We start from the raw sequence: 20,832 nt of genomic DNA on the forward strand, positions 1-20,832 counted from the left end.
CTGGTCCTGCTGCATTACCTACTGCCGTACTTGAAAAAGCCCAAGCTGAAATGCTGGACTGGCATGGCAAAGGTCTTTCCATCATGGAAATGAGCCACCGCAGCAAAGATTATGTTGCTGTTGCAGAAAAGGCGGAAGCGGATTTGCGCAAGCTCATGAATATTCCTGAAAACTACAAAGTGCTGTTCCTGCAAGGCGGCGCATCGCTGCAGTTTTCCGCGATTCCTTTGAACCTGCTGGGCAAAAACAGCAAAGCGGATTATATCCAGACCGGCATCTGGTCTGAAAAAGCCACCAAAGAAGCGCAGCGCTACGGTGACATCAACGTCATTGAAGCGGGCACCAGCATTGACGGCAAGCTTGCCATTACAGATCAAAGCGCGTGGAACCTGTCTGATGACGCAGCTTACGTGCATTATGCAGAGAACGAAACCATTGGCGGCATTCAATTTGCCGGCATTCCGGAAACAGACAAGCCATTAGTTGCCGACTTATCTTCAAGCATTTTGTCTGCGCCATTGGATGTGTCTAAATTCGGCTTGATTTATGCGGGCGCGCAAAAGAACATCGGCCCGGCCGGCCTGACCTTGGTGATTATCCGTGATGATTTGCTGGATCAGGCCAAAGCTGAAATTCCAAGCCTGTTGAAATATTCAGCGCAAGCTAAAAATGATTCTATGGTGAATACGCCGGCTACCTATGCATGGTACTTGTCTGGCCTGGTATTTGAATGGCTGCTGGAGCAGGGCGGTGTAGAGGCAATTTATAAAGCAAACTTGGCGAAAGCGGAATTGCTTTACGGCTATATTGATGCAAGCGATTTCTACAATAACCCGATTGCCAAAGAAAACCGTTCAATTATGAATGTGCCGTTTACCTTGGCCAATGCCGATCTGGATAAACAGTTCCTGAAAGAAGCGGAAGAAAATCATTTGCTGAACTTGGCAGGCCACCGTTCTGTCGGCGGCATGCGCGCCAGCATCTATAATGCCGTGCCTTTAGAGGGCGTTCAGGCTTTAGTCTGCTTTATGGATGACTTTGCAAAACGCAATGGCTGATGCCTGATGCATAAAAAAGGCCCATCACATAGATGTAATGCCAGTCAGTTAAGCATTTTTAATCCTCCCCAACCCTCCTTTTTCAAAGGAGGGAGCATTTTGAAATTTAGAATGGTCTTGAATTCAAAAGCATTCCCCTCTTTTGTAAAGAGGGGTTAGGGGAGATTTATCAATCAGTAATAATGAAATTACGTTTAACTGATCAGCATTAAATCACATAGATGGGCTTTTTTATGCGGATAAAAAATTAAAGAATAAATGTATGCAGGATATAAGCGCACATCATCATGCCCAATGCAAAAAACAGGCAGGCCATAGGCTCGATGTGATATCGGGACGTCAGCTGATGCTCAAGCGGCTGTAAATTTTCTTCCTGCACGATTTTCATAGACATTTATTTTCCGATCTATTTATCGTTAATTCCTATTTGCTATATATTTTTAGCATAAAAATTTGCCTAAATAAAGCACTGCGCCAATCAAACTTGCCAAACGGTTTAATTTATTTAATCCGACGCAGTGTTCTGTTCCAGCGCCTGTTCTATCAGCTATTTGCCAATTTTTAATCCTGCCTAAACTGTAAAAAGATGCAGAATAAAAAAACTGCGGCGCAGATTAACTTTGAGTTTGAAAATGCCAACTGAATGCGCTGGCTTCGGCTGAAATTTTAAAATCTGCTAAACAGAATCCGCATTCAGATAAACAAAAACCGGGCTGAATCTGACCAGTGCAGAATCAGCCCGGCCCGCTTATTTGCATCAGGCAGATTTTGCGTAAATATTGGCCTGAATCCAGATATTGCCGCGGATGAACTGGCCAATTTCAAAGTTCTTGTACTGTGCATTTTTAGTCGCAATGCGGATCAGGATGGCTGGCTGATTTTCTTCATGGATCAGCGTGACGTCATACAGGGTGTATTCATGTGCCATGAATTGCATGGACGATTTGCCGACAATATTGCCTTGGAACCAGGCTTCATCTTCTTGTCCCATGTTTTCGCCGTACAAATACGCCACCATCTTAGAGAAATCGACCGTAACAGGTTCCTTATCATCGTCAGATTTCGGCTGCCATGCTTCGATCTGCTCCTGCAGGTTGGCAGGCGCAACGCCATTGTTGGCGGCTAAAATATCATTCAGCGCGCGGTGATGCTTGATGGATGCGGGGTCATCCACCACTAGCTGCTCATGTTCAGCCACCGCTTCCAATTCATAGGCCCAGCCGTTCAGCTGCACCAGATAATCCTGGCCCTTTTCATACTGGTCATGGTTGACGCTGTACAGGCTGTCAAAGGCATAGACTGTGGTGTTGTCGCCCAAGTTCAGGCACAGCACCGCCTGAATATTGGATTTGCAGGCAATAATCCGGTCAATGCTGGCTTTAACTTTATACGGGCTGTCAAAGCAGGGGAATGCGGTTTTCACCGCTTTCGGCTTGTTGTTTTCAACTTCAATCACTTGGGAAAGCTGCACAGGCGCTTTGCTTGGGCCTTGAATCAGCCAGGTGCCTGCATCCATATCGCATTCCGCTGCGCACAGGCCCATCGGCATGACCGGCGCATCCAGCGCTTGACCTAACCATCGCGGAACTTCAGAGCCCGGCTGCTCTGTCAGCAAATTCCAGTGTTCAATGTGGCTGCCGAAGTTCTGATCTTCAATGGTGACGGTTTCTGGGCGGTTTTGATTTTTCATATGCACGATTGATGTTGGGTGGTGTTTGTATATTAAATCGAGGGTTATTTTGAATTTTCAAGTCTGTGCGGGTAAATATATCGCTGCCGGCTGGAAAACTGCAGCTGGAGCAGCGCATTTTCCAGCCCATAAAGCCGGTTTTAAGCGCTGCAAGGCCTATTTAATTTCTCATTTTCTGAGAAAGCATTACAGAAATGCATTTAATGTCACTGAATGCCGCCGCGCAGTTTTGCTAAGATAGCGGTTCTATTCTTTGCACTGGATGCCATTGTGCTGCCATTCAAACTTTGGGTCGATGCCGATGCACTGCCTAAAATTTTACGGGAAGTGATTTTGCGGGCTTCTGACCGCTATCAGCTGGAAGTTACTTTTGTCGCCAATCAGAACGTGGGCATTACGCCGTCTGTGCGGATCAATTCAATTCAGGTGATGCACGGGGCGGACGCTGCCGATCAGGAAATTATTGAGCGCATGAAAGAACATGACATTGTCATGACGCAGGACATTCCGCTGGCTGCCCAGGTGATTGAAAAAGGCGGCATTGCCATTCATCCGCGCGGTGAAGTGTATACCGTGGCCAATGTTAAGGCGCGCCTGCATCTGCGTGACTTTATGGACAGCTTGCGTGGCGCCGGCGTGCAGACTGGCGGGCCGCCGCCGATTTCTGAGCGCGACAAGCGCGAGTTTTCCAGCAGCTTAGATCAGACGATTCAGAAACAGAAGCGCAAAACCGCGCAATAGGGCAGCTGATCATGCCGTCTAAGCTGAATTTAATCTTTACTTATGCCCTATTGGTATTTATCTGGGCAACAACACCGCTGGCGATTGTCTGGAGCGTGACAGACCTGCACAGCTTATGGGCATTGGCTTTGCGATTTTTTATTGCCTTGCCTTTAGCGGTTGTCCTGCTGCTGATTGTGCGCGCAAAATTCCCGGTGAATGCGCAGTCCATGCACAGCTATGTGGCGGGCGCGTTCAGCTTTATCGGCTCGCAGATTTTCACCTACTTGGCTACGGCTTATTTAAGTTCGGGCATCATTGCCCTGATGTTTGGCCTTGCGCCGATCATCACCGGGCTGATCGGCTATTTTGTCTTTAAGATCCGCTTGCACCGCATGCAGTGGCTGGGCATGCTGATTGCAGTCAGCGGGCTGGGCATCATCTGCCTTGGCGGCAGCCAGCAGCATGTGCAGCCGCAAGGCATTGCGCTGATGCTGCTGAGCGTATTCATTTACTGCGCGTCAATTTTCTGGGTTAAAAAAGTCAATGCGCCGCTGCAGCCGATGGCGCAGGCTACGGGTTCAATTATTGTTTCAGCGCTGTTCGCGGCCTGCATGCTGCCGTTCATCTGGCCTTATGCGCCTGCGGAAATGCCAGGGGCAAAGTCATTGATCGGGCTGGGCTATGCGGTGGTGATGGCATCACTGGTGGCCATGTTCTGCTATTTCAAGCTGGTGAAAAATATTAAAGCCGCGACTTTGTCTTTAACTACAGTGCTGACACCGATGATTGCGATGGCGGTGGGTGCGCTGCTGAATGATGAAAAGGTGACCGTGCTGGTGGTTGCAGGCGCAGCCGTGCTGCTTTTAGGCTTATTTGTGTATTTCTATCAGGATATTCAGGCGAGCCGAGCGCTCGCCCATAAAGTCAAGGCTGAAGAGTAATCAGTCTTTGTGCTGGGTGAATGCAACGCAGTCAGCCAGCTTGACGCGGTCCTGCGGGTGCAGGGTAATGAAATAGGCGCCGGTGCGGTACTGGCCATTTTCCTCTTCGCGGCTGTAAACCACCTGCGCCGTGGCCGCAATATGGAAGAAGTTTTCCGGGTGGCTTAAAGTCACATGCACATAGCTGCCTTCCTTGATCGGGCGCTCGCTGAAAAAGCTTAAACCGGTCTCTGAAAAGTTTACATGTTCCGGAATCGGCAGCATGCTTTGCACAATTGCATCATACAGTGAGCCGGTAATCAGGTTTAATTTTTGGTTAAATAAGGATAATATCCGGGCAATTTGTTGATCTTTCTGAGCTAATTGTTCTAATTCGTAGTTAAGCGCGTGATCAAATTGATCTAATTCTGCAAGTAGTAGAAAATAGCGCGGCAAGACGAAATTAGGATCGTAAGGATCATTCAGCGCAACATCATCAGAAATAACCTGATAATTGATTCGCAAGGCAGCATCGATGCGTGACATGACGCGGCGTTCCGTGTTTCCGCTTTGATGCTGTAAATTTTCCATAATTATTACCTCGGACTAGATGGTTATGTTTAAACCAATCTCGCTGTATATAGGGTTGAGATACACTCGCGCACGGCGCAGTAACCACTTTATTTCTTTTATTGCTCTGGTTTCGATGATCGGCCTCACCCTGGGTGTAGCTGTACTCATTACAGTATTATCCGTCATGAATGGTTTTGACCGCGAATTGAAAAACCGCGTCTTAGGAATGATACCTCAAGCCACTGTTTCTTCAACACAAATCTTAACAAATTGGCCGGAACTTGCAAAGAAAATTGAACAGCACCCGCATGTGCAGGGCGTAGCGCCCTTTACCCAGCTGCAGGGCATGCTGACCGCGCAGGGCCAGGTTTCTGGGGTAATGGTCACGGGCATTGAACCGAAGTATGAGAAAAAGGTTTCAATTATTCAAGACCATATGGTTGAAGGCAGCATCGATAACCTGAAAAAAGGCGAGTTCGGGATTGTGCTGGGCAAGCAGATGACTGACGCTTTGGGGCTGGGCCTGAATGACAGCATCACGCTGGTTTTGCCTGAAGCGACGCCGTCGCCTGCAGGAGTAGTGCCGCGCTTCAAGCGCTTTAAAATTGTCGGAATTTTCAGCATTGGCGCAGAGGTTGACTCCATGATGGGCTATATTGCCCTCAATGACGCATCAACGCTGCTGCGCCTGCCGGATGGCGCGCAAGGCATCCGCATGAAGCTGGATGATATTTTCGCCGCCCCGCAAGTGTCGCAGGAAATTGTCCGCGATTTGCCGGCAAACTTCTATGCTTCTGACTGGACCTATACGCACGGCAATCTGTTCAGCGCCATTCAGATGGAAAAAGCCATGGTCAGCCTGCTGCTGTTTTTAATCGTTTTAGTGGCGGCCTTTAATATTGTGTCTTCACTGGTGATGGTGGTGACGGATAAAAAATCCGATATCGCGATTTTGCGCACCTTGGGCGCATCGCCGGCGACGATTACTAGAATCTTTATGGTGCAGGGCACGGTGATTGGCGTGATCGGCACGGTATCCGGCGCGGTTCTCGGCATTATCGCAGCTTCCGGCATCAGCGGTTTTGTGGGCTGGCTGAACACCAGCCTGGGCTTGAATATGTTTGATGCCTATTTCATCAACTATCTGCCGTCTTATTTGCGCTGGCAGGATGTTGCCGTGATTGTATCGCTGTCTTTAGCGCTCAGTTTCCTTGCAACAATTTACCCGGCATTCCGCGCAGCGAAAATTCAGCCGGCGGAGGCATTGCGCTATGAGTAATTTAATTTTAGACGCGCAGAACATTACCAAATCATTTACTGACGGCAAGTCTTCTGTAGATGTGATCCGCGGCCTGTCACTGCAGGTCAAAGCCGGCGAGTTTGTTTCTATTGTCGGTTCCAGCGGTTCCGGAAAAAGCACCCTGCTGCATGTGCTGGGCGGCTTGGACCGCCCGACTTCCGGGCAGGTCTTCATTAACGGCCAGCGCTTTGACACGCTGGGCGAGGCGGAACGCGGCTATATCCGCAATGAGCATTTGGGCTTTGTCTACCAGTTCCATCATTTGCTGCCGGAATTCAGCGCGCTGGAAAATGTGGCGATGCCGCTGATGCTGCGTAAAGGCGCAAACTACAAAGATGTACAGAAGCAGGCGGAATATCTGCTGGAGCGCGTTGGCCTGTCGCACCGCTTAACCCACAAGCCGGGCGAGCTGTCTGGCGGTGAGCGCCAGCGTGTAGCGCTGGCCCGCGCGCTGGTGGCGAAGCCGAAACTGATGATGGCCGATGAGCCGACAGGCAACTTGGACCGTAAAACTGCGGTGAAAATTTTTGAGCTGCTGACCGAGCTGCGCAAAGAATTCAATATGGCCATGCTGATTGTGACTCATGACGAGCATTTGGCGCAGTCGGCGGATGCCGTGCTGCATATGCAGGACGGCCTTTGGGTTGAAAAAGCCTAATTCATTTGAATTTTCCGCTATAGATTGAAGCCCGCTCCGGCGGGCTTTATTATTGCGCGCAATAAAGCTCACAAAGAATAAAAATAATGCTGCAGTGGTTTTGCCTCGGCTGGATTTTAGGCGTTGCCTGCATGGGACAAATGTGGCTGGACTGGCATGCCGGCGCATGGGCAGCTGTATGCGCGGTTTTAATTTGCCTGGCCGCTGAAAAAATGCTGCAGCCTTATCTGCAGCGCGCCTCCATTTTCATTCATCTCATCCCTATCAGCCTGAGTGTATTGCTTGGCGCTGGCTTGGGTTCCGGCTATGCCGGCAGCCGCCTGGATCAGCGCTTAGCGCATACGGTGCGTGAACCTGCGCAGCGGGAACTGATTGTGTATATTCAGCGCTTGAATGAACTGGGTGAAAACAGCATCCAGCAGAAAATTACGGTGCTGAATCATCCGGCAGGCGGCCTGCAGGACGCGGATTTGCAGTATTTGGCTTACCTGCCTAAAGCCAAAACGGCCGCTGCGCAGCAGAATTTAGCGTTAGGGCGCTATTACCGGCTGCAGGGCGAATTGAAGCCTGCGCACAGTTATGCAACGGCAGGCGCGTTTGATCAGGAAAAGTGGCATCTGCAGCAGAACATTGCCTCGGGTTTCCGCATACAGCGCATCGAGCCGCTGACTGCACAGCAGGTCTATGCCATGGGATACGCTCAGCAATTGAAGCAGCATCAGCGCCTTATGCCGCAGCTGGCGCTTAGGGTTGAACAGCAGCGCCTGAAGTTCAGAGAATTTATCCGGCATCAGCCTTTAAAGCATCAGGGGCTGCTTCTTGCCTTGCTCACCGGAGATGAAAGCCTGCTGAGCAAAGGGACTAAGGCGCAGTTCCAGCGTTTTGGCATGAGCCATCTGCTGGCGATTTCCGGCCCGCATGTGCTGGTCTTTGCCATGATGCTGTGCTGGCTGCTGCAGCGCATGATTGCAAGGTGCTGGCCGCAGCTGTATTTGACTGTTCCCAGGCCTTATCTGCTGGTTTGGCCTTTTCTCAGCTGCGCCGCGCTTTACTGCGCTTTTGCCGGTTTTGAAATTCCCGCGCTGCGCACGCTGCTGATGTGCAGTTTAGGCAGCCTGATTCTGCTGATGCAGCAGCGGCTTCAGCCTTTGAAGCTGCTGATTTACAGCGCGTCGGTTTTGCTGCTGATTGACCCTTTCAGCATTTTGTCGGCAGCGTTTTGGCTGTCCTACGGCGCCTGTTTTATCCTGCTGCGCATTTACCAGACTTTGCAGCAGCAAAAGCATCAGCTCAGCCGGGAGCATGACTGGAAGCGCAGAGCGCTGATCTCGCTCAAGCTGCTGATTGAATCGCAATGGAAAATTTTTCTGGCTTTATTTCCTTTAATGGCGCTGTTCTTTAAGCAGGTTTCCTGGATCACGCCATTCAGCAATATTGCGGCCATTCCGTGGCTGGGGCTGATTGCGGTGCCTTTGGATTTAATTGCTGCGCTAAGCTATTACTTTTCTGAAGCGCTATCGGCGCTGCTGTTTCAGCTGAATGACCTGTGCCTGTCGCTGCTGCTGGCTTTTTTAGATCTGCTGGATCAGCTGTTTGCGCCTGAACTGCAGCCGGTTGCCATGAATGCCTGCATGCTTGCAGCGCTGGCGCTGAGCCTGCTGATTCTGTTTATGCAGCAGGGGCTGGCGCCTAAAGGCTGGGCCATTTTAGGCGCTTTGGCCCTGCTGATGAAAGGCAGCATGCCTTATCCTTTTGAATTGACTGTTCTGGATGTCGGGCAGGGGCAGGCGGTATTTATCCGGGAGCAGCAGCGCAGCCTGATGGTGGATATGGGCGGAAATTATGATGAAGACAAATTCAGTGTCGGCAGGCAGATTATTCAGCCGTTTTTATCGGTAAATGCGCTCAGTGAACTGGATCAGCTGGTTTTGACCCATCTGGATCAGGACCACAGCGGCGGCTATTTTTCCATACAGCATCAATTGCCCATCCGGCAGCTGTATTCCAGCGAAAAAGTCAAAGCGCCGGCGCCGTCTCAGTTTGATTACTGCCGTCAGGGGCAGCGCTGGCAATGGAGCAATACAGTCAGCATTGAAGTGCTGTCGCCCAAGCCTGCACAGCTCAGAACCGCTTCAGCCAATAAAAATGAAAGCTCCTGCGTGCTGTATGTGCAGGTGCAGGATGCTTATCCCTACCAGAACTTCCTGCTGATGGGGGATGCCGGCTGGCCAACCGAATTTCAGCTGCTGCAGGATTATCCCGATTTAAAGGTCGATGTTTTGGTGCTTGGGCATCACGGCAGCCGGCACAGTTCAGCCTATGCTTTCTTAAAAGCGCTGCAGCCCAAGCTGGCGATTGCTTCGGCGGGGAAATTCAACCGCTACGGCCATCCCAGCGCTTTAACGCAGGCGCGCTTGGCACAGCTGCATATACCCTTGCTGAGCACGCCGCAGCAGGGCAGCATTCAGTTCCAGCAGCAGGGCCGGAACATGCGCTTGCGCTTTGCGCGCGATGAATGGAAATGGCTGAATAGAGCTCAGCCGGCAGACTCCGCAGGGTTGGCTGCAGATTGAGCCATTTGCGCCGGCGCTGCCTGTCCGGCAGCTGTTTTTTCACGGATGGATTGCGCTAATTTGACCGCTTCATCCATTTTAAGGTGATAAATGGCATCGGTTTCCGGGCTGGCTTTAAAGCGCTTATAGCTCCAGTGGTAGTGTTCAGGATAGCGGCGGATAAGATTTTCGATCGCTTCAAAAATCACTCTGGAGCCGTCATTGGCGGAGCCTTGGTAAATGGCCTCATCCATCGGCTCTATATGCATGTCAAAACCGTCATGCTCATTGCGCATGGCATACAGAAACAGCGCTTTGGCTTTGGTTTTCTGAATCAGCTTGGCGCTTAAATTGCTGGTCGCCAAAGGCAGGCCAAAATACGGAATCATTTCGCCGCCGGCATTTGGCGTATGGTCAGGCAGAATTACCGTGGTGCCGCCTTGCTTCAGCGCTTTAAAAATCTGCCGGACGCCCGAATCATCTGTCGGAACCAGCACCGCCTGTTCGCGGCTGCGGGCATTGCGCACAAATGCATCGGCTGCCGGGTTTTTGACCGGTTTATACATAATGGTCATTTGGGTATGCTGCGCAAACCAGCCATTCATAATTTCCCAGGTGCCGAAATGCGGAACAATCAGCACTAGGCCTTTATTTTCAGCCAAGGCATCATGAAAATGCTGTTCGCCGTAAACATGCTGAATGCGTGACAGGTTTTTCTGATTGCTTGCGCCCCAAATGCTGAAAAACTCAAAATAGGACATCAATTCATTGCGGATGGCCTGGCGGGTAATCCGTTCCCGCTCAGCATCGCTTAATTCAGGCAGCGCAATTCTCAGGTTCAGGCGGACAGCTTCAGAGGTTTTTGAAATTCTTAAGGCGTTGGCCAGACCCGCAAGGCCCCGCGCAATAAAACGGGAAAATTGAATCGGCTGGCGGCTGATAAATTTCAATAGACGATACGTAGTATTTTGCGGAGTCTGTTCGGTCATCGTGTTATTGTCAATTCGTAATAAAAGGAAATGATGAATTAATTATAGGATAAAATGGATTGTTTAGACAGTTCCTGCAGTTTCAGTGTATATAATGGAAGACATTTTCACTGTTTGTTGGATTTTTTATGTCCGATTGGCCACCAAAACCTCAAAACGAAACGCAGAATACATCACAGAATGCACAGCAGCCAACCGGCAAAGAATGGAAACTGCTGGAAAAGGCAGTTTTGGCATCCGTCGAAGAGCAGCGCCGCGCGCGGCGCTGGGGAATCTTCTTTAAATTTTTAACTTTTGCTTACCTGCTGTTTATTTTAGTTGCGCTGGGAAAAAGCTGCAGCACTGCGGTGACTGGCGATGCCGGCGCAGCCGGATCGCATATTGCCGTGGTTGATATTATCGGCACCATTGCTGCCGATAAGCAAAGCGTCAACAGCACAGATACCATCCGCTCACTGAGAAAAGCTTTTGAAAATAAGCAAAGCCAGGCGGTGGTGCTGAACATCAACTCGCCGGGCGGTTCACCTGTGCAGTCAGATGAAATCTGGCAGGAAATTCAGTATCTGAAAAAGCAGCATGCCGGTAAGAAACTGTATGCGGTGATTGGCGATACCGGCGCGTCAGGCGCGTATTACATCGCCTCGGCTGCTGATGAAATTATTGTCAATCCATCCAGCCTGGTCGGCTCGATTGGCGTAATTATGCCGAATTATGGCGTGAATGGCTTGCTGCAGAAATTAGGCGTTGAAGACCGCACCATGACCTCAGGCGCCAACAAGGCGCTGCTGTCCATGACTCAGCCGGTTGATCCTGCGCAGAAAGCCCATGTGCAGGCGGTGCTGGACAATGTGCATGAGCACTTTATCAATGCGGTGAAGCAAGGCCGCGGCAAAAAGCTGAAATCCAATGATCCGGCAATTTTCTCCGGCTTGTTCTGGACCGGCGATCAAGCGATCAAGCTGGGCATTGCAGACCGCGCAGGCAGCTTGAATACCTTGAAGCGCGAGCTGAAAACTGAAAAGGCGATTAACTATACCATTGAATACAGCCCATTTGACTCGGTGCTGGACCGCATGGGCGCGTCAATAGGCCAAGGCTTTGCAGCGTCGCTGTCGCAGCAGGTTCAGTCTGAGAATAATGCGAAACTGCAATGAAGCCATTGATTCATTTTGCGCACGCCAATGGCGTGCCTTCCAAAGTCTATCAAAAGCTGTTTGACTTGCTGGGCGCTGATTGCGACATCATTTATGTGCCTTTGCTGGGGCCGGATAAGCGCTATCCAATTGATAATCATTGGCAAAGCCTGACGCAGCAGGTGATAGACAGCATTGTGCGCCAAGCCAAAGGCCGCAAAGTGATTGGCCTCGGCCATTCGCTGGGCTCCGTGCTGACATTTCAGGCAGCCTTAAAGCGCCCTGAACTGTTTTCACAGGTGATCATGCTGGACCCGCCTTTAATTATGGGCAAAGACGCGCTGGCTCTGCATTTTGCTAAAACGCTGAAGCTGAAAGCCGTAGACGCCATGTCGCCGGCATCCCTGTCATTGCGCCGTAGGGATCATTGGGAAAGCCGCGAACAGGCGGCAGCGCTGCTGCGCCCTAAAGGCTTTTATCAGCATTTTGATGCAGACTGTTTTCAGGCTTACATTGACCATGCGCTGACTGAAGACCGTTCGCGCGGAGGCGTGGAGCTGACCATTCCTAAAATGGATGAAGTGAAGATCTTTAGAACTAATCCGTCTTTATGGTGGCTGCCACAGCCGAAGCCTCAGGTGCCTGTAAATTTGGTGATTGCAGAGCTGGGGCCATTTATTGGCCGGGGCTTTCCTCAATTGGCGGAAAAGAAATTCGGCATTCCTTATACAGTTGTGCCTGGCGGGCATATGTTCCCGCTGGAGCATCCGCAGGAAACTGCAGCGCTGATTCAGCAATTGATCCGGCAGTAATGCATCAGGTGTTATTTTGAGCAATAAAAAACGCATCCGGGGATGCGTTTTTTTATATCTGATTTTTCAGAACTTGCAGAATTGAAGCGGCTGCTGTAAAGCCTGCCCGCGGTAATACACTCCAAGTTCCGTATGCTGAATCGCGCCGGTGCAGATCCATTCCACCACTTGCGGGTAAATGACATGCTCAAGCACATGCACGCGGTTTGCTAAGGTTTCAGCATTGTCATGCAGGTTGACCTGCAGCACGCCTTGCGCCAAAGCCTGTCCTGCATCCAGTTCCGCCGTGACATAATGCACGGTGCAGCCATGCAGGGTGTCGCCGGTATTCAGCACGCGCTGATGAGTATGCATGCCTTTGTAGCAAGGCAGCAGAGAAGGGTGAATGTTGACCATTTTCCCTTCCCATGCTTTGACAAACTTGGCGCTTAAAATGCGCATAAAGCCAGCCAAAACCACCAAATCAACATTCCAGTCCAGCAGCTGCTGATGCATGGCGTCATCAAAGGCTTCACGGTTCGGATATTGCTTATGCTCAATCACAGCAGAGGCAATGCCGGCCTTTTTGGCGCGCTCCAAAGCGTAAGCTTCCGGCTTGTTGGAAATTACGCCTGCAATCTGGCCTGACAGATTGGCATCTATCAGGGCCTGCAGGTTGCTTCCGCTGCCGGAAACCAGTACAGCAATTTTGATCATGCGCAATACTTATGCAAAGATTACACGGATCTTTTCGTCTGCGCCTTCAACCGATTCAGCGTTGTCAGTAATATGGCCCATCGCCCAGGCTTTTTCGCCTAAGCTGTTTAGAAGTTCAACCGTTTTACCGGCATCAGCTGCATCAACGGCAATCACCATGCCTACGCCGCAGTTGAATGTACGGTACATTTCAAACTGCTCAACACCGCCTTCGCGCTGCAGCAGCTTGAACAGTTCAGGCCATTCCCAAGAAGATTCATTTACAACTGCTTGAGCGCCGTTCGGCAGTACGCGCGGCAGGTTGCCCGGCAAGCCGCCGCCAGTAATATGCGCCATTGCATGCACATCAACTTCTTTGCAAAGCTGCAGCAGCGATTTTACATAGATACGCGTCGGCTCCATTGCCACATCGGCAAGCGGGCGGCCATCTACGATTTGATTGAGGTCAACGTTTTTCACGTCTAAAATTTTGCGAAGCAAAGAGTAGCCGTTTGAATGCGCGCCTGAAGATGCCACGCCAATTAAAACGTCGCCGGCTTTAACTTTAGAGCCGTCAATAATTTTGCTTTGCTCAACCACGCCTACGCAGAAGCCTGCAAGGTCATAGTCTTCGCCTTCATACATGCCCGGCATTTCAGCAGTTTCACCGCCAACCAATGCGCAGCCTGCAAGCTCACAGCCTTTGCCAATACCGGTTACGACATTTGCAGCAACATCAACGTTCAAGTGGCCAGTCGCATAATAGTCAAGGAAGAACAGCGGTTCTGCGCCGCAGACCAGCAGGTCGTTTACGCACATTGCAACCAAGTCTTGACCGATTGTGTCATGGCGGTTCAAATTCAATGCTAAACGCAATTTTGTGCCTACACCATCTGTGCCGGATACCAGAACAGGCTCTTCATAACCTTTAGGAATTTTGCAAAGGGCGCCGAAGCCGCCTAATCCGCCCATTACTTCAGGGCGCGCAGTGCGCTTAGCGACTGATTTGATACGGTCGACTAGCGCGTCGCCCGCTTCAATATCGACACCTGCATCTTTATAGCTTAAACCAGTGTTTGGGGTAGAGGTTGAGTTGCTCATAATGAAGTCTCCGCATTCGCGGGGGCGATTATACCTGAATATACGAAACACTTATGTTATTTATGCGCTAAAATGCTATCTTTACTGAAATATTTTTCTCTCTATAACGATTAAACTGAAAAAAGGCGAAATTTTATGGGTGATAAATCCTTACGTCGCATTTTTATTCTTGCCGGCATTGCGCTGATTCTGTGGGTGCTTTACCTGCTGAAGCCGGTGGTCTTGCCTTTTATTGGCGCTTTTTTAATTGCCTACTTATTCAGCCCATTGGTTAATAAAATACATAAAATAGGCTTGCCGCGCTGGCTGGCGATCAGCATTGTTTTTATCGGTATCGGCACGGTGCTGACATGGGCATTATGGTATTTGGCGCCGCTGGTCTGGCAGCAGCTGATGTATGCGAAAACCAGTATTCCTTCTGGAATTCATTGGGTTAATTATACCTTCCTGCCTTGGCTGTCACAGACCTTTAATCTTATTCCAATGGAAATAGATACCGACCAGATTTCTAAAGCGGTTATGGATTATATTCAGACCAATTACAGCACGGACAGCATTCAGGTGATGCTGCTGAAAGTCGCGCAGTCTGGCCTGAACTTCATTCAAATTGGCGGCACGGCGGTGCTGATTCCAGTGATTGCATTTTATTTCCTGCTGGACTGGGAGCGCATGCTGGACAGCATGCGCCGCCTCATTCCCCGCCCGTATGAAAAAACCACGCTGCATATTGTGGGGGAATGCCACAGTGTGCTGGGCGCATTCGTTAAAGGGCAGTTTCTGGTGATGTTCCTGCTGGGCGTGGTCTATGCGGTTGGCCTGCAGCTGATTGGGCTGGAAGTCGGGCTGATTATCGGCATGGTTGCCGGCCTGGCCAGCATTATTCCTTATTTAGGTTTTGCGGTCGGCATGATTGCTGCGGTGATTGCCACGCTGTTCCAGTTCGGCATTGACTGGATGCAGCTGGTGCTGGTGCTGGTGGTGTTCATGATTGGCCAGGCGGTAGAAGGCTATATTCTGCAGCCGTTCCTCTTGGGCGATAAAATAGGCCTGTCGCCTGTTGCTGTGGTTTTTGCTGTTTTGGCGGGGGCGCAGCTGGCCGGTTTCCTCGGCATGCTGATCGCTTTGCCTGTGGCCGCGATTATTGTGGTGTTGCTGCGCCATGCGCGGGACTGCTATGAAAAAAGCCAGCTTTACGGTTCTCCAGCTTTGATTCTGCAGGATCTATCTGCGGGCACAATTTCAATTCATACGGAGCAGGCCGATGTTGAAGTTGAGCTGAAGGAGCGGGCTGCAAAACCCCTGCAGGAACCTGAAAAGTCGGGTAAGATCGAAGGGTCAGACAATAAAGACTCATAAGGCCAAAACATATATATGCGTCAATTGCAGTTAGATATTGAGCCCCAGCTGGATGCCCGAATCAGCGATTTTTCCGGGCCGGGCTGGGGGCATGTAATTGATGCGGTGCGTCAATTGCACGCAGGCCTGATGAACAGCTTTTATATTTACGGCGGCGCCGGCGCGGGCAAAAGTCATCTGCTTTCTGCAATTTGTGACTCCTATCTTGAAATCGGCAAGTCCGCCATTCAGGTTTCTCTGCTGGAGCTGCTGGATGCGCCCATCGAGGCCATCAGCGCCCTAGATCAATATGATTTAGTCGCTTTGGATGATATTGAGGCCATCAGCGGCGTGCCGCATTGGCAGCGCGCCGTATTCCATTTAATCAATTACAATAATGAAGGCGGCGGCCAGCTGGTGTTTTCATCGCGCTTTGCCCCCATTGAGCTGAAGCTGGAACTGCCGGATTTGCAGTCACGCCTGACGCAGGCGGTCAGCATCAAACTGCCGAATGGCAGCCTGTATGCAGACCGGCAGGCGCTGGTCACATCGGTCTTGGCGCGGCGTGGCATTCATATCGATCCGCAGATTATTGACTATCTGCTGCTGCATGGCCCGCATCAGGCTTCAGTTCTGCTGCAGACATTGGAGCAGCTGATTCAGCTGCTGAAAGGCGAGAAAACCAAGCTCAGCAATGCCGCTTTGCGCCAGATTTATGCCTTAATTGATGAATATCGGTAAGCTGTAAAAATTCTTGAGTAATTGCTCAAGCTATGACAAAGTACACCGAATAATTCGATGCTGCAGGGAATGTGCGGCGAAAGAATAAAAAAAGAAATAAAAAAAGAGACAAGGAGAAGGTTATGCTCAAACGGAGCATAGGCATTGGCATGCTGTGTTTTGCAGGGCATGCTTACAGCGCGGAAATTGCGGTGACTACCACTGAAGATGCTGTAAAGGATGACAAGGAATGTTCGCTTCGCGAGGCAGTTGAATATCTTAATTTAGCGGAGGCAGAGCGGCCGGAAGCAGGCTATATGGGCTGCGGCGGCAAAGGCGCATCAGCAGTGATTGTGCTGGAAAAAAATAAAGTCTACAGGCTGGAAAAGAAAATCAATATTAAAGCGGCCATGGACATCCGGACACTGTATGACAGCTCTGTTATGGAACAGGCGGTGGCCGGCATGAACAATGCAGTGATTGAAATGGCCGGCCAAGATCAAATCTTTCATATTGACAATAATGACAAAGCGCCCGTTAAAGTCGGCATGAAGGAAATCACGTTTCAGGGCTGTAAAAAAAGTATTTGCGCAGCCCAGGGCGGCATTATTTACAACAATGAAACTTTAACGCTGGAAACGGTTAAATTGCTGAATGGCTTCGCAAATTTAGGCGGAGCAATCTATAACGCCGGATTTTCAGCAGATCCAGCCGTGACTGCGGGCAGCGTGACGCTGCAAAATGCGCTGCTGGAAAATAATACCGCGCAAGACGGCGGCGCCATTTATTCGCTGGCGCCCAGCTTTAAAATTTATCATTCCGTTTTCCTGCGCAATACCAGCAGCTCAGGCCAGGCGGTGGTTTACACTTTGAACGGTACAGCCGATATTTCGAAACTGGTGTTTCCATCCCGGATGAATATTCTGGTCAACAGTACATTTTTTAAAAATAACGGCTATGCGGTAAATGTCAAAGACGGCATTGGCTTGAATAACCTGAGCATTATCAAAAATGCGGGCGGCATAATGTTTGATGCGCCTGCGGGGCAAGGCTATATCGCCAACAGTGTGGTGATTGGCAACGGCACAGCTGGCGAAGCCAGGGACTGCGAGGTTGAAGACGCATCTGCAGATAAGAGCATTTTATTTAATAATCTGGTTTCGCAGCCTGACTGCCCGGTTGGCGTCAGCGCAAATCAAAATGCAGTTCTGCAGGCCCCGGACTGGATTGCCGGCGAAGATGAAGGCGCGTGTAAAAACCTGCTGCAGGACGGCAGTTCTTTATTCTGCCCTTATGCCGTGCCTGCAAAGGCTTTTCTCGGCTATTTGCGCCCGCGCATGCTGCTCAGCTATGCCAATGTATTTTCCAGTCCAATTTTAAACAAAGGCCAGACTTTGGCCAATGGCAATGCGAACTTTGTCTACTGTGAAACTGCCGATCAGCGCGGGACTGCGCGCTTGGCGGATAACCTCTGGTGCGACCGCGGCGCAGTGGAAATTGCCGTGCCAGCCAGTATTTCAAAATTGGGCAAAGACATTAAGCCTGGCGAAATCGTCCAGCTTAATATTCTGGAATCTTTAGGCGGCAGCGACCTGATTCCTAAAGAGCAGTGCAATGCAGTGGCGGGGCCAAATCCGGCGGGAACGCCGTGGCAGGATGGATGCCTGAAAATCAAGCAGAAGGAAACCGCATCAAAAGGCCGAACCGAGCTTAATCTGGACGGCGGCCTGACCTATACGCCGAACGGCAGCTGGCATGGCACAGATGACTTTGAAATTCAAATCATTACGTCTTCTACGCGCTTTAATGACCCAGTGGAAGCAAAGTTCATCAGCGCGCGGGTGACGGTTAAGCAAGAGCCGGACAATGTCATGGAAAGCAAAACAGTCGAAACATCAGGAGGCGCTTTGGGCGCATACAGCCTAGCTGGCTTATTCGGCTTATTAGGCATGCGCCGATTCAAAAAATAATAAGGGACAGGCGATGAAACAATATAAAAAAGGACTGCTGTGCGTGATGGCTCTGTCTGCCATGTCATTGATGGCGGCGGACAGCAAGTCAATTTATGTCACCACTTTTGATGACGAAGCAGGGGAAAATTCAGACCAGTGTTCGCTGCGCGAAGCGATTATTGCAGCGCAGAAAAATACCTCATTTGGCGGCTGCAGTGCAGGCAGAACAGGCTTGGGGCAGACCGATGTGATTGAGCTGCAGGCAGGCGCCTACCTTTTAACCCGGGGGGAATTAAGCCCGGAGTCTTCTGTGCGGATTTTAGGGAAAAGCCGCAATAATTATGAAGCCAAAAGCGCATTTACAGATGCCTACCCGGCATATGAAGAGATAAAAACGGTCATCGCATCCAAGAACGCTGACTCGCGCCTTTTCAATACGGCGGCGACCCGGGCGGATGTGCAGCTGCAGGATATTGCTTTAAAAAATGGCTATGCCAAGGATTACGGCGGCGCTGTATACGCCGGCGCGAATTTTTCCATTAAGCGCGGCGCGGTTGCTGATTCAAAAGCCGGCAAAGCCGGCGGCGCCATATATGCGATTGCGCTGGATGCGAATAAAGAAATCAATATCAGCAATAGCAGAATTGAGAATAACGACGCGCCGAAAGGCAGCGTGCTGGCAATGAGCTGTTTGGGCAATATGAAAGACAACAAGCCTGTGATCAGCATTGCGCAGAGCAGCATCATCCGCAATGGCGCGCCTGACAGCCTCAGCGCCATGGATTTCTGCGGCAGCATTAAGGCGGTTCTGGAAGCGAATACCATTGCCAAAAATACTGCAGATGCTGATGAGGGCAGCATTCTGCGCGCAGTATCTGATGAAATTGAGCGCCTAAGCCCGTATTCCTCTCTGGAATTCAGCAGCAACACAATTGTGGATAATGCCGCTTACAGCACCTTTTACTACGATTCAAATGCCGTCAAAAGCCTTTCCTACAATGTGCTGGCCTATAATGGCGCAGGAAAATCCTGCCGCTATCTGAATAATCAGGAGCCTGATGCTGCTGTGCCGATCAGAGCCTTTAACAATGCGCTGGAACTGGGAAGCGGGTCCTGCGTATTGCCGGCTAAAGCGCTGGCTGACGCGGCGGACAGCTATAAGAATCTGGATGTTTCCAATATTTCCATGTCCAGCCTGCTGACCGGCCTGCAGAATGCGTCTGTGTATAATCAGTATTTGCCTTTGTACTATCCGAAAGCCGGGACGCAAGGCGACAGCCTGGTGAATGCCGGCACAAGCGCATGTTCTCAATATGATCAGCGCGGCATCGCCCGCATTGCAGATGCAGCGCTAATGCTGAGCCCCGATCAGCGCAACTCATGCGATATCGGTTCTGTGGAAATGCTGAAATTCACCGCTGCGGACTCCAACACCTTAAGCAATCCTTCGCAGAAAAAAATGCTGGGCGACTTGCAGCGGGTCATTGATGTGTTCAAGGCGGATATTGCGGATCCTGACCGTCAGGAATACAAAACAGCCAATCAGGCGGACTTGCAAGCCGCTGAACTGTATCTGGACAAACTCAAGAATAATCTGATTTACCGCGCAGCCTATGTCGATCCATTTGTGCTGGCCCTGCCGCAGGAGTTCAATGCAGGCAGTTCGGAAGAAAGAAAGTATAAGCCGCTGAATGCTGAAAATTATGATGTGGCAGTTAAGGCCATAGGCATTGGCACAGAGTTGACAGTGGATAGCGCAGGCAAGCCGGTGCTGAAAGGGGATGCCGCGGATTTAGTCTGCCGATGGGATTCCGCTTTAAATAAAATCCTGATGTACCGCACAGGCGGCGGAGCGACAGGGCTGGGCCAGCTTGCATACTGCCAATACACCCTGAAAGAAAAGGCCGGAAGCAGGGCCGAATCTTCAGGCATTTTAAAGGGTGAATTTCAAAATATTGCGCCAATTGCCATGAATGATCAATATGCGCTGAGCCCGGAAAATAATTTAACGGTCCATGTAAACCCTTTGGAAAATGACAGTGACGGCGGTGATGGCCCAGCATCTCAATTGCCGGCGGGCAAAAAGCTGTGGCATCAGAGTGAAGACGGCAAAGATATTCCGATTCATTTTGACAGCATTCCAGCCGGGTTGGAATTTAAGGCGCAATACAGCGGCCCATGCCCAAATGGGTATGAGCGGGATACATGCTATGGCGGGACGCTGGAGTTCGCTGCCAAGAATAATTTCAGCCAGTTCTCGTATGAGGTGAAATATACTGTTTTTGACTCGGAAGGAAAAATTTCTGTTCCGGCAAGCATTGATTTGCTCAATACTGCGAAGGATACCAACTCCAGTGCAAGCGGCGGCGGCGCCTTTGGCGTATTCGGCCTTTTGGCTTTAGCCGGACTGGCTGGTTTTAGAATGCGCAAATATGCGCCGCGGCGGTAAGCCCGTAGATTAGGATGAAATCAGTGATAGAAGGCCTCTGTTTGCAATAATACTGATCAGTTAAGGAGTTTGGCAATAAACTCCTTAACTTTTGGGGTTATTCATGGCGGAGTCTTACCGTTTTTAAATCCAATATTCGGAGCTCGTTTTGTTCTTTTGTTTCGCCAAAAGAACCAAAAGCATTTGTCATCC

Annotated in this window: 18 protein-coding genes; 12 read left to right on the forward strand and 6 right to left on the reverse strand. The window is 50.4% G+C overall.

All coding sequences use genetic code 11. From position 1 onward, the window contains the following. Window positions 1-1,058, forward strand: a 1,058-nt coding sequence (serC, locus tag RSA72_RS08755; protein ID WP_332633029.1) for a 3-phosphoserine/phosphohydroxythreonine transaminase, incomplete at its 5' end; no start/stop codon positions are given. 247 nt (window positions 1,059-1,305) lie between these two features. Here serC and RSA72_RS08760 read toward each other — a convergent pair. Next, entirely contained in the window at window positions 1,306-1,452 is a 147-nt protein-coding gene (locus tag RSA72_RS08760; protein WP_332624225.1) for a hypothetical protein, read from the reverse strand. Between the two features lie 363 nt (window positions 1,453-1,815). After that, a complete protein-coding gene (locus tag RSA72_RS08765) occupies window positions 1,816-2,748 on the reverse strand; it encodes a hypothetical protein (protein ID WP_332624220.1) in 933 nt (310 codons plus the stop codon). A 213-nt stretch (window positions 2,749-2,961) separates the two neighbouring features. Here RSA72_RS08765 and RSA72_RS08770 point away from each other — a divergent pair, with 213 nt between their 5' ends. Beyond that, window positions 2,962-3,489 carry a YaiI/YqxD family protein gene (locus tag RSA72_RS08770; RefSeq protein WP_332624221.1) on the forward strand — a complete coding sequence of 176 codons (528 nt, stop codon included), beginning with the start codon at window positions 2,962-2,964 and terminating at the stop codon, window positions 3,487-3,489. An 11-nt stretch (window positions 3,490-3,500) separates the two neighbouring features. Beyond that, window positions 3,501-4,412 carry a DMT family transporter gene (locus RSA72_RS08775; protein ID WP_332624222.1) on the forward strand — a complete coding sequence of 304 codons (912 nt, stop codon included), beginning with the start codon at window positions 3,501-3,503 and terminating at the stop codon, window positions 4,410-4,412. On the opposite strand, the gene RSA72_RS08780 is transcribed toward RSA72_RS08775, so the two are convergent. Then, complete coding sequence (locus tag RSA72_RS08780; protein ID WP_332633031.1) at window positions 4,413-4,982, reverse strand: PilZ domain-containing protein; 570 nt, start codon at window positions 4,980-4,982, stop codon at window positions 4,413-4,415. A gap of 25 nt (window positions 4,983-5,007) precedes the next feature. Between RSA72_RS08780 and RSA72_RS08785 the strand changes: the two genes are divergently transcribed. The 3 genes from RSA72_RS08785 (at window position 5,008) to RSA72_RS08795 (ending at window position 9,495) form a co-directional block, all read left to right on the forward strand. Then, a complete protein-coding gene (locus tag RSA72_RS08785) occupies window positions 5,008-6,243 on the forward strand; it encodes a lipoprotein-releasing ABC transporter permease subunit (protein ID WP_332633033.1) in 1,236 nt (411 codons plus the stop codon). Next, window positions 6,236-6,922 (forward strand): lipoprotein-releasing ABC transporter ATP-binding protein LolD, encoded by a 687-nt coding sequence (gene lolD / locus RSA72_RS08790; RefSeq protein ID WP_332622514.1) that lies wholly within the window; start codon window positions 6,236-6,238, stop codon window positions 6,920-6,922. Before RSA72_RS08785 ends, lolD begins: the two co-directional genes overlap by 8 nt. Before the next feature lie 86 nt (window positions 6,923-7,008). Next, window positions 7,009-9,495, forward strand: coding sequence for a DNA internalization-related competence protein ComEC/Rec2 (locus tag RSA72_RS08795; protein ID WP_332633035.1), 2,487 nt, complete (start codon window positions 7,009-7,011; stop codon window positions 9,493-9,495). On the opposite strand, the gene RSA72_RS08800 is transcribed toward RSA72_RS08795, so the two are convergent. After that, window positions 9,459-10,463, reverse strand: a complete 1,005-nt coding sequence (locus RSA72_RS08800) for a lysophospholipid acyltransferase family protein (RefSeq protein WP_332622510.1) — start codon at window positions 10,461-10,463, stop codon at window positions 9,459-9,461. The genes RSA72_RS08795 and RSA72_RS08800 overlap by 37 nt on opposite strands. 128 nt (window positions 10,464-10,591) lie before the next feature. Between RSA72_RS08800 and sppA the strand changes: the two genes are divergently transcribed. Beyond that, on the forward strand, window positions 10,592-11,617 hold the full coding sequence (gene sppA / locus RSA72_RS08805; protein ID WP_332622508.1) for a signal peptide peptidase SppA: 1,026 nt from the start codon (window positions 10,592-10,594) through the stop codon (window positions 11,615-11,617). Then, entirely contained in the window at window positions 11,614-12,408 is a 795-nt protein-coding gene (locus RSA72_RS08810; protein WP_332622507.1) for an alpha/beta fold hydrolase, read from the forward strand. Before sppA ends, RSA72_RS08810 begins: the two co-directional genes overlap by 4 nt. A 66-nt stretch (window positions 12,409-12,474) precedes the next feature. Here RSA72_RS08810 and purN read toward each other — a convergent pair whose 3' ends face one another. Beyond that, entirely contained in the window at window positions 12,475-13,104 is a 630-nt protein-coding gene (gene purN, locus RSA72_RS08815) for a phosphoribosylglycinamide formyltransferase (RefSeq protein ID WP_332622505.1), read from the reverse strand. Between the two features lie 9 nt (window positions 13,105-13,113). Continuing rightward, on the reverse strand, window positions 13,114-14,184 hold the full coding sequence (gene purM, locus RSA72_RS08820) for a phosphoribosylformylglycinamidine cyclo-ligase (RefSeq protein WP_332622504.1): 1,071 nt from the start codon (window positions 14,182-14,184) through the stop codon (window positions 13,114-13,116). A gap of 135 nt (window positions 14,185-14,319) precedes the next feature. On the opposite strand from purM, the gene cxpE reads away from it, so the two are divergent. From cxpE to RSA72_RS08840, 4 genes are all read left to right on the forward strand, one after another. Next, window positions 14,320-15,540: a chloramphenicol efflux transporter CxpE gene (gene cxpE / locus RSA72_RS08825; RefSeq protein ID WP_332622503.1), complete on the forward strand. Its 1,221-nt coding sequence runs from the start codon at window positions 14,320-14,322 to the stop codon at window positions 15,538-15,540. Window positions 15,541-15,555: 15 nt separating this feature from the next. Beyond that, on the forward strand, window positions 15,556-16,260 hold the full coding sequence (gene hda / locus RSA72_RS08830; RefSeq protein WP_332633037.1) for a DnaA regulatory inactivator Hda: 705 nt from the start codon (window positions 15,556-15,558) through the stop codon (window positions 16,258-16,260). A gap of 122 nt (window positions 16,261-16,382) precedes the next feature. Then, window positions 16,383-18,209, forward strand: coding sequence for a rhombotarget A (rbtA, locus tag RSA72_RS08835; RefSeq protein WP_332622501.1), 1,827 nt, complete (start codon window positions 16,383-16,385; stop codon window positions 18,207-18,209). A 13-nt stretch (window positions 18,210-18,222) separates the two neighbouring features. Beyond that, on the forward strand, window positions 18,223-20,640 hold the full coding sequence (locus RSA72_RS08840; protein ID WP_332622499.1) for a CSLREA domain-containing protein: 2,418 nt from the start codon (window positions 18,223-18,225) through the stop codon (window positions 20,638-20,640). Window positions 20,641-20,832 lie beyond the last annotated feature (192 nt).

It is taken from the genome of Acinetobacter sp. (assembly GCF_036659555.1).
GTDB lineage: Bacteria > Pseudomonadota > Gammaproteobacteria > Pseudomonadales > Moraxellaceae > Acinetobacter.